11 protein-coding genes are annotated in these 13,340 nt (G+C 61.3%); 2 read left to right on the forward strand and 9 right to left on the reverse strand.

What is annotated here, in order from left to right; all coding sequences use genetic code 11:
- Window positions 1–7 precede the first annotated feature (7 nt).
- Window positions 8–1,450, reverse strand: coding sequence for a TIGR01777 family oxidoreductase (locus tag BT125_RS19185; protein WP_072409300.1), 1,443 nt, complete (start codon window positions 1,448–1,450; stop codon window positions 8–10).
- Window positions 1,443–1,931: a cell division protein gene (locus tag BT125_RS19190; protein WP_072409302.1), complete on the reverse strand. Its 489-nt coding sequence runs from the start codon at window positions 1,929–1,931 to the stop codon at window positions 1,443–1,445. Before BT125_RS19190 ends, BT125_RS19185 begins: the two co-directional genes overlap by 8 nt.
- Window positions 1,932–2,344: 413 nt before the next feature.
- Between BT125_RS19190 and BT125_RS19195 the strand changes: the two genes are divergently transcribed.
- Window positions 2,345–2,716, forward strand: a complete 372-nt coding sequence (locus BT125_RS19195; protein ID WP_072409304.1) for a DUF6124 family protein — start codon at window positions 2,345–2,347, stop codon at window positions 2,714–2,716.
- Between the two features lie 166 nt (window positions 2,717–2,882).
- Here BT125_RS19195 and BT125_RS19200 read toward each other — a convergent pair whose 3' ends face one another.
- The 7 genes from BT125_RS19200 to BT125_RS19230 form a co-directional block, all read right to left on the reverse strand.
- On the reverse strand, window positions 2,883–3,749 hold the full coding sequence (locus BT125_RS19200) for an ABC transporter permease (RefSeq protein WP_072409306.1): 867 nt from the start codon (window positions 3,747–3,749) through the stop codon (window positions 2,883–2,885).
- Window positions 3,750–3,761: 12 nt separating this feature from the next.
- Window positions 3,762–4,622 carry an ABC transporter ATP-binding protein gene (locus tag BT125_RS19205; RefSeq protein WP_072409308.1) on the reverse strand — a complete coding sequence of 287 codons (861 nt, stop codon included), beginning with the start codon at window positions 4,620–4,622 and terminating at the stop codon, window positions 3,762–3,764.
- Window positions 4,623–4,627: 5 nt separating this feature from the next.
- Window positions 4,628–5,653: an ABC transporter substrate-binding protein gene (locus tag BT125_RS19210; RefSeq protein WP_072409310.1), complete on the reverse strand. Its 1,026-nt coding sequence runs from the start codon at window positions 5,651–5,653 to the stop codon at window positions 4,628–4,630.
- A gap of 37 nt (window positions 5,654–5,690) precedes the next feature.
- A complete protein-coding gene (locus tag BT125_RS19215; protein ID WP_072409312.1) occupies window positions 5,691–6,593 on the reverse strand; it encodes a TauD/TfdA dioxygenase family protein in 903 nt (300 codons plus the stop codon).
- 363 nt (window positions 6,594–6,956) lie between these two features.
- On the reverse strand, window positions 6,957–8,324 hold the full coding sequence (locus BT125_RS19220; RefSeq protein ID WP_072409314.1) for an HlyD family type I secretion periplasmic adaptor subunit: 1,368 nt from the start codon (window positions 8,322–8,324) through the stop codon (window positions 6,957–6,959).
- The gene (locus BT125_RS19225; RefSeq protein ID WP_072409329.1) at window positions 8,314–10,470 is read right to left on the reverse strand and encodes a type I secretion system permease/ATPase; all 2,157 of its coding nucleotides are present in this window, start codon (window positions 10,468–10,470) and stop codon (window positions 8,314–8,316) included. Before BT125_RS19225 ends, BT125_RS19220 begins: the two co-directional genes overlap by 11 nt.
- Window positions 10,471–10,507: 37 nt before the next feature.
- Window positions 10,508–11,857, reverse strand: a complete 1,350-nt coding sequence (locus BT125_RS19230; RefSeq protein WP_072409316.1) for a TolC family outer membrane protein — start codon at window positions 11,855–11,857, stop codon at window positions 10,508–10,510.
- Between the two features lie 359 nt (window positions 11,858–12,216).
- Here BT125_RS19230 and BT125_RS19235 point away from each other — a divergent pair.
- Window positions 12,217–13,340, forward strand: a 1,124-nt coding sequence (locus BT125_RS19235) for a retention module-containing protein (RefSeq protein WP_139271760.1), incomplete at its 3' end; no start/stop codon positions are given.

Here is a 13,340-nt window from a genome sequence, read left to right on the forward strand (position 1 = left end):
ACGGTCCTCAGGCCAGGTCGCGCAGGGCTGCGTCGAGGGTCGGGTAACGGAAGGTATAACCGGCCTCGACGAGACGATTGGGCACCACGCGCTGGCCGTCGAAAAACAACTGGGCCATCTCGCCTGCCAAGGCGCGCACCGGCGCGGCAGGAATGTGGAACCACACCGGACGCTTGAGTACCTTGCCCACGCGCTCGGCGAACAGCGCCTGACTGACGGTTTCCGGTGCCACCAGGTTGTAGGTGCCGCTCAGGCTTTCGTCATCGAAAGCACGGGCGATCACTTGGATGACATCGTCGCGGTGCACCCAACTCATGATTTGCCGACCGTCGCCCATCCGCCCGCCGAACCCCAGGCGAAACGGAATCAGCAGCGGCAGCAATGCACCACCCGGGCCGAACACCACGCCCAGGCGCATCACCACCTGGCGCACGCCCAACTCCGTGGCGGGCCGGGCCGAGGCCTCCCAACGCACACAGAGCTCAGCCATGAAACCATCGCCCCGGGTGGCGCTTTCATCGAGGCTTTCGCTGGCGTCGCGCACGCCATAAAAACCGACGGCCGAGGCCTGTATCCACAACGCCGGTTTGTGTCGGGCGTTTTTCAACCAGGTCATCAAGGCTTCGGTGGTATTGACCCGGCTGGCAATGAGTTGCGCCTGACGTGTAGGGCTCCAGCGCGGCCCGGCCACCGGGGCGCCCGCCAGGTTGATCACGACGTCGAAGGTTTCGTCATGGCCCAGTTGGCCCAGCGAACGCAGGCACCGGGCGCGGCCGTCGAACAAATAGGCCGCTTTCAACGGATCGCGAGCCAGCACGCTGACCGTGTGCCCGGCATCGAGCAGTTGATTGACCAAGGCTTCGCCGATAAACCCGGTCCCCCCCGTCACCAGCACGCGCTTATAGGCACCGCCCGCGAATGGGTTGGCCGGTTTGCCTTGACGTTGCATGCGTAGCGCCGCCAACCCGTCACGAATACCCGAGGCAGTCACGCCGACGGCGAACAAGGTCAGCAGCCAGCCTCGCCAACCCAGATCGATCCCGCTCAGGCCGGTGGGCAAACTCGCCCACTGCGCCAGTTGCACCCCGTACAGCGCGAAGAACGCCCCGCCGTTGACCGCCAACACCGTGTGCATGATGCGCTCGATGGCGGGCAGCTTGCGGCTGCGGTCCTCGACCACAAAATCCCAGAGCGTCAGGCCGATCTCCAGCGCGAACAGCAAGCCAATGACAATCGCCCACGCCCCCTGGAAAGCCAGGTGCGCCATGCCCAGGAACAGGATCCCGTAGAAGCACGAGCGCAGGGCGTGGATGGAGAGTTCCAGGCGGGCGCTGTGACGATAGGGCAAGGCGACGGTGAGTTCGTGGTGATACAGGGTATCCAGCGCGCCCAGGATCGCCTGGGCGATCAACAGCGTGATGGCCCAGTCCAGCAGGGAAAAGTCAGGCATGGTTTGCATCACTCGGCGCGTGGTCAGTCAGGGAGGTACGGCGGTCGTGGCGATAGAGCCAGAACAGCGGCGGCAGTAACAGCAGCAGCGCGAGACTGTCGAGCCACAAGTGCGACCAGACCCGCGCCTGGGCGGAAATCAGCATGTCCTGGGGCGCCCAGAGCAGAATGCCGGCGATCATCCAGCCCCAGGGCATGGCGCCCTTCAATCGATTGCCGATGTGCACAAGGGCGAGCATGTACAGCGCGTAGCTTTGCAACGTGGCGCCGAACAAGGCCAGCCACCAGACCTGCTGCGCGCTGGCCGTCGCGGGTGCCACGGCGGCGCCCCAGAAGGTTTGTTCGATGTTTTGCAGGTAGCCATCGAGCAAGCCCGAATGGCCTGCCCAACTCAGGGTGATGCCGGCAAGCAGATGCATCAGGGCGGCGGCGTACAGCCAATTGACCAAGGCTTTGCGAAGGGTGCTTTGAGGGACTGGCATTCCGTGTCCTGAAGGCTTGCTGGAGGGTCGCAAGTCTAATGGAAAAGGAGGAGGCTTTATCTGGCTATTTGGATTGGGTGCACTCGTACAGCCAGGTCCTAGAAGATTTCCTTCAAGTTGTAGCGATGTTGGTGAACTTGTCCGGCTTGGGGCTCACCGCTAGTCTGGGTTTGTCACTGAAAAAACGGTGACACGGACGTGCAAGTCCGTTAAAAAACGCCCAAGAAATGCCACCAGCCATTTATCGAGCACTCGTGCTCGTATTTTATGGCGGCTGTGTGGGGGGAGACCTTCGGGTCTACCGAGTTTTTGGGCGTTGTTTACTCGGTCTTGCACACCCTCACATAGCTGCCACCCTTACATCGCGTGCAAGCGAGCCAGGGCGGTTCATAATTGAATAGGAAGCCCAAACTATGTTCAAACCCACGCCCAACCCTCCACAATCCTCACCTGAAACCCGCACCGAAACCCCGGATTCCAGCACACTCGACGAAGCCGCCCAACGCGCCCTCGACTACTACCTCAACCCCAAACCAACCGACGAAGCCTCGGGCAAAACCCAAGCATCCCACCTCTTCATGGTCACCCCGGACATCGACACCGAAACCCTGCTGGCCAATGCCTCCGAAGACCTGCTGTCCATCAGCGCCATCGCCGCCGACCTGGCGGATGACGTTGAAGGTAGTCGTCGCAGTGTCATCCTGGCGATCAGCCGCATGGCTGATGGCGTGCATTTATTGGTGGAGCGGGCGATGGATCGGCTTGAGGTTCAGGCTTCGGGCTGACATTCCTGTGGTGGATTGAAAACCGCTTTCGCGAGCAAGCCCGCTCCCACACTGGATCTTTGTCGACCCGAAATATTGAGATCAACATCGATCAACTGGGAACGGGCTTGCTCGCGAAGGCGTCAGCCCAGACACCTAAAGCCACAGACTGCATTCACCCCACCGATTAGCGCTGCATCCCCCAACGCTTCACCGTCACCCGTTCCAAACTGTCGAACACCAGGTTCTCCACCAACAACCCAATCAAAATCACCACCGCCAACCCGGCAAACACCTTGTCGGTGTACAGCTCGTTGCGGTTCTGGAAGATGTACCAGCCCAGGCCGCCCTTGCCGCTGGTGGCGCCGAAGACCAGTTCGGCGGCGATCAGGGTGCGCCAGGCGAAGGCCCAGCCGATTTTCAGCCCGGCGAGAATCGACGGCAGCGCCGCCGGGATCAGGATGAACAGCACAAAACGCAGGCCCCGCAGCCCGTAGTTGCGCCCGGCCATGCGCAGCGTTTCCGACACACCGAGAAACCCCGCGTACATGTTCAACGCCAGCGCCCACAGTACCGAATGCACCAGCACGAAAATCAGGCTGTTCTGCCCCAGGCCAAACCACAGCAGCGCCAACGGCAACAGGGCGATGGCCGGCAGCGGGTTGAACATCGACGTCAACGTGCTGAGCAGGTCGCGGCCCAACTGCGTCGACACCGCCAAGGTGGTCAGGCCGAACGCCAGGACGATGCCCAGTAGATAGCCCTTGAGCAGCACCACCAGGGAAATCCACACCTTGCCCAACAGCTCGCCGGTGAGCAAACCGTCGTACAAAGCGCTGGCGGTCTGCAAGAAGCTCGGCAGCAGCAGGTCGTTGTTCTGGTAACGCGCCACGCCCTCCCACACCACTGCCAACAACAACAGGATCAAACTTTTGCGCAGCCACCCCTGTTGCCAAAGGCGCTGGCCCAAGGGCAACTCCCGCTCCAATGGCACGTGGGTCAGGGGTTGCAGGTCGACTTCGTACTCTTCGCGCGCAGGCGATAACTGGCTCATGAAAGGCTCCCCTTAATACGCGATACGGACGTCAGTGAAATCCAGCTCACGCTCGATTTCAGGCGGCTGACCTTCATTGAACAGCAAGCCATGAATCCGCCGCGCCGTGTGCTGGAATCCCACGCCGCCGAGGCTGTGCAGATCGTATTGATGACTGTGGATTTCCGCCCGGACCCTTCCTGGATGCGGCGATAACAGCAGGATGCGATTGCCCACCACCAACGCTTCCTCGATGGAGTGGGTGACGAACAACAGCGTGAAACGCACCTCTTCCCAGAGCAGCAGCAGTTCTTCCTGCATCTTGCGTCGGGTCAGGGCATCGAGGGCGGCGAAGGGCTCGTCCATCAAGAGGATTTTCGGCTGCATCGCCAACGCCCGGGCAATCGCGACGCGCGCTTTCATGCCACCGGACAACGTGTGAGGGTAGGCATCGGCAAACGCCGCCAGGCCAACCTTGTCCAGGTAATGCAGCGCCCGCTCCTCAGCCTCGCGACGCTTGAGGGTGCCAGACGCCAGCAGCGCGAACATCACGTTTTGCTTGACGGTTTTCCACGGTGGCAGTTGATCGAACTCCTGGAATACTACGATCCGGTCCGGTCCCGGCGCGTTGACGGTTTGGCCTTGCAAGCGAATCTCGCCTTCGCACGGCGTGATGAAGCCACCAATGGCCTTGAGCAAGGTGGACTTGCCGCACCCGGACGGGCCAAGCAAAACAAAACGGTCCCCAGGGTCGACCTCGAAACTCACTTGGTGGGTGGCCCGCACCACCCGCTGTGGGGTGCGGTATTCCAGGCTGACGTTATCCACCGACAACAATGCCGTGTCGGTGCGGGTGGGGTTGCTGGCCGCGTGGCCTTGCAAAAGCGCGTTCATGACAATCAGCTCCCCTGCAACGGTTTGGCGTCCTGAAAGAAATAGTCTTCCCATGACGCTGGCTTGTTCTTGATCGCGCCGACGCGGTAAAGGAACTCGGCCAGCGGGTAGGTGTTTTTCGGGGTGACGGTGAATTCGATCTGCGGGTTGTCGATGATTTTCAGCAAGGTCGCCCGGTCGATCTTGGCCTTGGTCACCCGCAGGTAGGTGTCCGCCGCCGCACCTTTATCGTTTTGGGCGAACTCGGCCGCTTCGGTCAGCGCCTCGACGAACGCCTTGTAGGTCTTCGGGTTTTCATCGCGGAATTTCTCAGTGGCGAACAGCACCGTGGGTGAGTTCGGCCCGAGCACGTCATAGGAGTTGAGCACCACGTGCACGTTGGGGTTTTGCAAGGCCTGATCCTGGAACGGCGGGTTGGAGAAATGCCCGGTCAACTCGGTGCCGCCGGCAATCAAAGCCGAGGTGGCGTCCGGGTGCGGGACGGCCAAGGTGTACTTGTCGAGACGATTGAAGTCCTTGTCACCCCACTGCTTCGCGGCGGCGTATTGCAGGAAACGCGACTGCACCGAAACGCCCACCGCGGGCACCGCGATGCGGTCCTTCTCGGTGAAATCGGCAATGGTCTTGACGTTGGGGTTGTTGCTCAACAGGTAATAGGGAAAGTTGCCCAAGGAGGCCACGGCCTTGACGTTCTGCTTGCCACGGGTGCGGTCCCAGATCGTCAGCAACGGCCCGACGCCGGCTCCGGCAATGTCGATGGAACCCGACAGCAATGCATCGTTGACAGCCGCCCCGCCGGACAGTTGGGTCCAATCGACCTTGATGTCGATGCCCTCCTCCTTGCCGTGCTTCTCGATCAATTGCTGGTCGCGGACCACGTTCAGCAACAGGTAAACGATGCCGAACTGCTCGGCGATCCGAATCTCGCCCTCGGCGTGGGCGCTGGCCGGCGCGATCAGACTGCCGGCCAGCAAACTGAAGCCCAGGCCGATGGCAGCGGCCAGCGGTGCAAAAGCAATGCGTTTGGACATGGTGATTCTCCGGGCTCTTGGCGCGAGGCGCAGCCGATCAGAAAGGGGCGTCGCCCTGGATGGTGGTGCGATACAGCTTGCGGCGCAGATGGCTCGGGCAACCGGCGGCCAAGTGGATCAGCGAGCGGTTGTCCCAGAACACCAAGTCATGGGGCTGCCATTGATGGCGATAGATGTTTTGAGGCAACACGCTGTGGGCATACAGCTCCGTCAGGATGGCTTTGCTTTCGTCCTCCGGCAGGCCGACGATGCGGGTGGTGAACCCCTCGCTGACGAACAACGCCTTGCGCCCGGTTTCCGGGTGGGTGCGGACGATGGGGTGCACGACTTCGGCCACTTGGGCCAGTTGCTCCGGCGTCAACGTCGGGCGCCAGTTGCCTTCGAATTTGGTTTCGCTGTAGCGCGCAGTGTAGGAATGCGCCGCCGAACGGCCCTCGACCGCTTTACGCAGCGTTTCGGGCAAACCGTCCCAGGCCTTGTGCATGTCGGCGAACAATGTATCGCCGCCTTCGCTCGGCAGTTCCTGGGCGTGGAGCATCGAGCCGAGGCTGGGCAGTTCCTTATAGGAAAGGTCCGAATGCCAGAACTTGCCTGCATCGCCCAGGCCGATGGATTGGCCGTTTTCGATGATGTTGGAAACGATGAGGATTTCCGGATGCCCGGCCAGCAGGAACTGCTTGAGCACATGGATTTGCAGCACGCCAAAACGGCGGCTGAAGGCGATGTGCTGTTCGGGGGTGATGCGCTGGTCGCGGAACACCACGACGTGATAGTCCAGGTGTGCGCGATGGATGCGGGCGAAATCCTGGTCGTTGATGGGCCGGGACAGGTCCAGCCCGACGATCTCGGCGCCGACGGCATCGCGAAACGGGAGGATTGCGAACGACTGCGGCGCGATGGTCGCGGCATTTGAATCTGGAGAAAAAGAGACGGCTGGCATACATCACTCCCACGCACGGCGCGCTTCAATGGGCGCGCAGTCGATCAAAAACTCACGGGGGTTACCGTGTTGGTTTGTGTCGTGCGGCGCGCCGATTGGTCGGCAGGTACGCAGGGAGATGACTTTAAAGCTATAAGAATTTAAATTTAAATACCGTTAACGAATAACGATATGGCGTTTAACTCAGGTGGTAGAAACTGTGGGAGCGAGCTGGCTCGCGATGACACCTGGTCAGACACCTATTTGTCGCTGACCCACCGCCATCGCGAGCAAGCTCGCTCCCACAGGGGGTTAGCTGAAGAGCTAGCATCACAAAGCTATCCAGCCACCGATGGGCGGTTATGGAGGACACAGGCTTGAACACTACCGCTCGTGCAACGCCTCGGACCGGGCCTTGATGATGGGCTTGAGCAGGTAGCTGAGCACGGTTTTCTTGCCGGTGATGATGTCCACCGACGCCACCATCCCCGGGATGATCAGCAGCGGTTTTTCATCGGTGCCCAGGTGGCTGCGTTCGGTGCGCAGCTTGATGATGTAGTAAGTGGTTTTCTTGTCTTCATCGGTGATGGTGTCGGCGCCGATCTGTTCCAGCTTGGCTTTCATCCCGCCGTAGATGGTGTAGTCGTACGCGGTGAATTTCACCGTGGCGTCCTGGCCGGGGTGCAGGAAGGCGATGTCCTGGGGACGGATTTTCGCTTCCACCAGAATGGTGTCGTCCAGCGGCACGATTTCCACCAGGTCGCTGCCGGGCTGGATCACGCCGCCGATAGTGTTCACCAGCAATTTATTGACAATGCCGCGTACCGGCGACGTCACCAGGGTCCGGCTCACCCGGTCTTCCAGGGCCTTGCCGGTGGCCTGGGCCTTGTTCAGGTCGGTGCGGGCTTCGTTGAGCTGGGTCAGGGCTTCGCTGCGGAACTTGCCGCGGGTCTCGTCGATCTTGCGCTGCACTTCCTTGATCGCCGATTCGGCGCGGGGGATCGCCAGCGTCGTGGCGTCCAGTTGCCCACGGGTCTCGACTTCGGCGCGCTTGAGCCGCAGCACTTCCACCGGCGACACCGCACCCTGGGCCACCAGCGGCTCGGACATGTTGATTTCCTGGCGTTGCAGCGCCAGGCCGGAGCGGTACTGCGCCTGCTTGGACACGAACTCGCGCAGTTCCTGCTGGCGCTGGATCAACTGCTCCTGCAAGCCGCCGATTTCATCGTGCAGCTGCTGGCGGCGGCTGATGTACAACGACTCTTCGCTGGCCGCCTGGCCCGGCACCGCCTTGAGCACATCGGCCGGGAAGTTCAGCGGCCGGTCATCGACCTCGGCGCTCAAGCGCTCGACCCGCAACAACATGGACAGCCGATCAGCCTCGGTTTCGCCGACGTTGGAGACAAACCGCGTGTCGTCCAGACGAATCAACGACGCGCCGGCTTCAACAATCTGCCCTTCCTTGACGAACAGCTCAGCGACGATGCCGCCTTCCAGGTTTTGGATTTTCTGGATCTTGGACGATGGGATCGCCTTGCCGTCGCCCTTGGTCACTTCGTCGATCTCGGCGAAGTTGGCCCACAGCATCAGGAATACAAAGAAGCCGATGATGCCCCAGATCGTCAAACGCACCACCCGGGGAGCGTCTTCGATCAGGGCTTTGTTGACCTCGGGCAGCGGTTGACCGTGCAGCGAGTCGGAACCTTTGAAATAGCGGCCCACCCCGCCCTTTAAACCTGACTTAAGCAACACTGATCTGCCCCTTCTTCAACGCTTCCATGACAGCGGCTTTCGGGCCATCGGCGAGGATCTGTCCACGGTCGATCACCAGCAGGCGATCCACCAGCGACAGCAAGGATGCCCGGTGCGTCACCAACAACACGGTCTTGTTTTCCACCACGGCGGCCAGGCGCTGTTTCAAGCGTTCTTCACCGGTGTTGTCCATGGCGCTGGTGGGTTCGTCCAGCAGCAGGATGGGCGGGTTGAGCAACAGCGCGCGGGCCAGTGCGACGTTCTGGCGCTGGCCACCGGACAGGTTCTGCCCGCGCTCGCCGACTTGCAGTTCATAGCCTTGGGGATGCAGGCGAGCGAATTCGTGCACGCCCGCCAACTCGGCGGCCTGGAGCACCAGTTCGTCTTCGACGTAACGGGCGCCGGAGGTCAGGTTGTCCCGCAGGGTGCCGGCCAGCAGTTGGATGTCCTGGGGCACGTAGCCAATGTTGTAGCGCAACTCGCTGACGTCGATCTGGCGGATGTCCACGCCGTCCACCAGCAAGGCACCGTCGTCAGGCTGATACAGGCCCACCAGCAATTTGGCGAGCGAGCTTTTACCCGAACCGCTGCGACCGATGATGCCGATTTTCTCGCCGGGCTTGATCACCAGGTTGATGTTTTTCAGCGCGGCGTTCTGCTGGTTCGGGTAGGTGAAGTTCAACTGACGGCATTCAATGGCGCCCTGCAGTACCTTGCGGCTCAGCGGACGCTCTTCGAAATTGCGCTCTTGCGGCAACTCCATCATCTGGTCGACCGAGGTCATGGTCACCCGCGCCTGCTGGTAACGGGTCAACAGGCCCGACAGCGACGCCAGCGGGCTGAGGGCGCGGCCGCTGAGCATGTAGCAGGCGATCAACCCGCCCATGCTCAGGTTACCGGCGATGATCTGGTAGACGCCGAAGATAATCATGATCACGCCAGCCAATTGCTGGATCAGCAAGGTGATGTTCATCGCCAGGCCGGACAGCATCTTCACCCGCAACTCGAGGCGGCTGAGGGTGCCGATGGTCTGTTCCCACTGGTACTGGCGCTCGCTCTCGGCGTTGTTGACCTTCACCGCATCGAGGCCCGCCAGGGTTTCGATCAGGCTGGACTGACGTTCGGCGCCCAGGGCCATGGTGCGCTCCATCGTCGCCACCAGGGGCTTCTGCAACGCGTAGCCGATCAACAGGGCAATGGGGAAGGCCAGCACCGGGATCCACACCAGGTGCCCGCCGAGGATTGCAATGACCAGGAAAATCAGCAACGTGAACGGCAGGTCGATCAGGCTGGTGAGGGTCAACGAGGCGAGGAAGTCTCGCAGGCTCTGGAACTCATGGATATTCTGGGCAAAGCTGCCGACCCGGGCCGGGCGGTACTTCATGGACATGCCGACGATGCGCTCGAACAACGTCGCCGAGATGATCAGGTCGGTTTTCTTGCCCGCCAGGTCCAGGCACAGGCTGCGCAGCATCTTGAGGATCAGGTCGAACACATAGGCGCCGGTGATGCCCACGGCCAGCACCCACAGGGTCGATTCGGCCTGGTTCGGCACGACGCGGTCGTAGACGTTCATCACGAACAATGGCGCGGCCATGGCGATGATGTTGATCAGCAGGCTCGCGGCGATGGCATCGGCGTACAGCCAGCGGGACCGCTTGAGGGTGTCGCGAAACCACGAACGCGCCCGGGGAATGAGCGTGCCATGGTTGACGTCAAATTTATGCTGCGGTTGGGCGAAGAACACCTTGCCACTGTAGTCATCGGCCAGCAGTTCGCGGCTGACGGTCACCTCACCGCCGTCGCTTTCGCTGAGCAGCAGCCGCGCCTGGTCGTCACCGACCCAGCCCAGCAGCACGGCGCTGCGGCCGTCTTTGAGCAGCAACAGGGCCGGCATGGCGATGGTCGGAATCTGCTCGAGCTTGCGTTGCAGCACCCGGCCTTGCAGACCGGCACGAGCCGCCGCGCGCGACAATAATTCGACGCTCAGCCGTTGCTTGGGCAGTGGCAGGCCCGTGGTGAGCATCGCTGCGCTGGCCGGCTTCTGGTGCAGCATGCAGAGCGCCAGCAGACCGTCCAGCAGCGGGTCGTCGTGCAGCGTGCGCGGGTCATGAACTAGTTCGACTGGACTGACTTCTGATTCCACGCTCGGCACTCTGACTGATTAAAACGGGTGGTAGGACTCAATTCATCCCAGGCAACTGAACCTTGGGTTTCACGTCGTTCTGCACAACCGATGCCAACGGTGCGACCACACCCTGGCTTTTCAACAGTTGGCCCATGGTTGCCTTGATCCGGTACTGGGTGAACAACTGCACATTCTTGATTTCCGCCAGGCGACGGGAAGCGCTGAACAGCTCGTTTTCGCTGTCGAGCAAGTCGAGCAGGGTCCGCTCGCCAAGGCTGAACTGCTTCTGGTAGGCGGTGCGCACGCTGGTGCTGCGATCCACATATTGCTGAGCGATCGGGACTTGAGCGTTGGCGTTGTTCAAGGCGTTCCAGGCCAGGCCCAGCTCTTCGTTCAACTGGCGCAGCGCGTTATTGCGGATGTCCAGGGCCTGGTTGGACAGGTACGACTTGGATTCCAGGTCGGCCTTGTTGCTGCCACCGGCATACAGGTTGAAACGCATGCGCAGCATGGCCTGCCACTCGTTGTTGTGGCCGTTCTGGCCGTCCAGGTCGTTGTCGGCCGTGCGGCCCAGTTCGGCGTCGAAGCGTGGGTAGAAACTCGATTTGGCGGCTTCGTACTGTTGCTCGGCGGCCGCGATGTCGGCTTCGGCCGAACGCAGTACCGGGCTGTTTTCCAGCATCTGAGCGCGGGCTTCGGTCAGGTTGGCCGGCAATAGCGCCAGAAAATCGGCAGGACGCTCCAGTTGATCAGGCAGTTGGCCCACAGCGCTGAGGTAGTTGGTCTCGGCATCAGCCAGGTTGGTCTGTTCGGTGATCAGGTTGTTGCGGGCCTGGGCCATGCGCGCTTCGGCCTGGTCCAGGTCGGCGCCGCTGCCCACGCCACGGGAGGTGCGCAGCTTGATCTGGTCGAAGATGCGCTCGTGGCTCTTGAGGTTTTCCTCGGCCAGGCGCACGAACTCACGACGGGTCAACACGTCCAGATAGACCTGGGCCACCGTCAAACCGGTGCGCTCGGAGGCATCCAGTAATGAGTAGGCACGGGCATTGACGGTGGCTTGTTGACGCCCCACTTCGCTGGACGTCGCAAAACCGTCAAAAACCATTTGTGACAGGCGCAGGCTCGACTCGCTGCGGTTCAGGGTTTCCCAATGGTTGTTGCTGCCCGACCGGGTAGTGACGCTGTCGGTGCCTTCACGGCCATACCCGGCTGCAAGGTCCACCCTAGGCAGGTAGCCGCCCTTGGCCGCCTTGAGTTGGTAATCAGCCGCCAACCGGCTGTTCACTCCGGCCTGGATTTCCGGATGGACATCCAAGGCCTGTTGCATGGCTTGCGGCAAGGTTTGTGCTTGTACGAAATTTGCGGCGAGGGCGAAGGGCAAAGCCATGAACAAGTGCGAACGCATGGTGGTTTTTTTCCTGAAACTCTTGTCTTGAATCACAGCGAAACGTGGCGCTGCATCGGATGATGGCAACCGGAATGACCGTATGTCGGAAAGTTCGAAACAAGAACTGGATCAAGCACCGAAAGGACAGGTCGCCGCTTAAATATCAATGTGACATTACTGAAGCGATTGTTTAGGATGGCCGACATAAGGTCAATAGTTTGGCATCAACAAATAAATCGAAATTCAACAGCCAAATTATTGACACAGCAAAACGTCAAAACAACCTTACTTAGTTAAAGAGAACGTCCAGACCGCCGAGGCTCAGAGGCCCCCGGGTCCATGGAAGTCTACTGAACGTGGCACCCGGAGAGTCTTCAATGAGCAGTGTTATTGCCGTCGTCAAAAGCATTGTTGGTCAGGTTTTCGTCGTATCCCCAGAGGGCATCCGTCGCGTACTCATTGAAGGCGATCGCCTCTACACAGGCGACCAGTTGGACACCGGGCCGGCCGGCGCCGTCACATTGGAATTGGCCGATGGCCGCACTCTGGACCTGGGTCGCGATACCCAATGGAGCGCCAATGCCCCGGACTCGTCCACAGACCTGGCACAAGCCACTGCACAGGCCGCGCCGTCCGTAGAAGAGCTGCAACAAGCCATCGCCGCGGGCGCCGACCCGACTACCGCCTTGGAAGCCACCGCTGCCGGCGCCACTGCCGCAGGTACCGGGGGTGCCGCTGGTGGCGGCCACAGCTTTGTGGTGCTGGATGCCACCGCCGGCAGCGTCGACCCTACCGTCGGTTTCCCAACGGAAGGTCTCGCTGCGGCAGCCGCCACCGACAACAACATCCTGGGTGGCGATACCACGAATACGTCCGCCAACGCCGTGCTCAATGCGACGATGACACTGAGCGCCACGCCGACCCTGACCGAGGCCGGCGGCGTGCTGGTGTACACCGCCACTGTCACCCAAGCGCCTCAGACCGCGCTGACCGTGACCCTGTCCAATGGCGCCGTCATCGTCATTCCCGCCGGACAAACGACCGGCAGCGTCAACGTACCGCTGGCGCCGAATGACACCGTCTATAACGACGCCACCCAAATCAGCGTGACCGTCACTGGCACCACCGGCGGCACCGGCATCGCCGTGACCGTGCCCACCACGCCGGCCGTGACCCAGATCACCGACACCGTCGACACCACCACCGTCACCCTGAGCGCGGGCAACACCGTCACCGAAGGCGGTCAGATCACCTACACCGCCACCTTGACCAATCCGGCCCAGACGCCGGTGACCGTGACCTTGAGCAATGGCTCGGTCATCACCATCGCTGCCGGCCAGACTAGCGGCACCGTGGCTGTGGATACCCCGGCCAACGACGTCTACAACAACGGCAGCACTGTCAGCACCACCATTACTGGTGCAACCGGCGGCAACTTCGAAAACCTGGTACCGAGCACTGCGCCTGCGGTCACTACGATTACCGATTCGGCGGATACCAC

Origin of the sequence: Pseudomonas sp. NFACC04-2, from assembly GCF_900119265.1 — a bacterium.
Taxonomy (GTDB): Bacteria; Pseudomonadota; Gammaproteobacteria; order Pseudomonadales; family Pseudomonadaceae; genus Aquipseudomonas; species Aquipseudomonas fluorescens_AA.

What these genes read in the sequence shown, in the direction of transcription:
- BT125_RS19190 (WP_072409302.1), bottom strand. Translation starts at nt 1,931, where the DNA reads ATGCCAGTCCCTCAAAGCACCCTTCGCAAAGCCTTGGTCAATTGGCTG.
- BT125_RS19230 (WP_072409316.1), bottom strand. Translation starts at nt 11,857, where the DNA reads ATGCGTTCGCACTTGTTCATGGCTTTGCCCTTCGCCCTCGCCGCAAAT.
- BT125_RS19195 (WP_072409304.1), top strand. Translation starts at nt 2,345, where the DNA reads ATGTTCAAACCCACGCCCAACCCTCCACAATCCTCACCTGAAACCCGC.
- BT125_RS19215 (WP_072409312.1), bottom strand. Translation starts at nt 6,593, where the DNA reads ATGCCAGCCGTCTCTTTTTCTCCAGATTCAAATGCCGCGACCATCGCG.
- BT125_RS19210 (WP_072409310.1), bottom strand. Translation starts at nt 5,653, where the DNA reads ATGTCCAAACGCATTGCTTTTGCACCGCTGGCCGCTGCCATCGGCCTG.
- BT125_RS19205 (WP_072409308.1), bottom strand. Translation starts at nt 4,622, where the DNA reads ATGAACGCGCTTTTGCAAGGCCACGCGGCCAGCAACCCCACCCGCACC.
- BT125_RS19185 (WP_072409300.1), bottom strand. Translation starts at nt 1,450, where the DNA reads ATGCCTGACTTTTCCCTGCTGGACTGGGCCATCACGCTGTTGATCGCC.
- BT125_RS19200 (WP_072409306.1), bottom strand. Translation starts at nt 3,749, where the DNA reads ATGAGCCAGTTATCGCCTGCGCGCGAAGAGTACGAAGTCGACCTGCAA.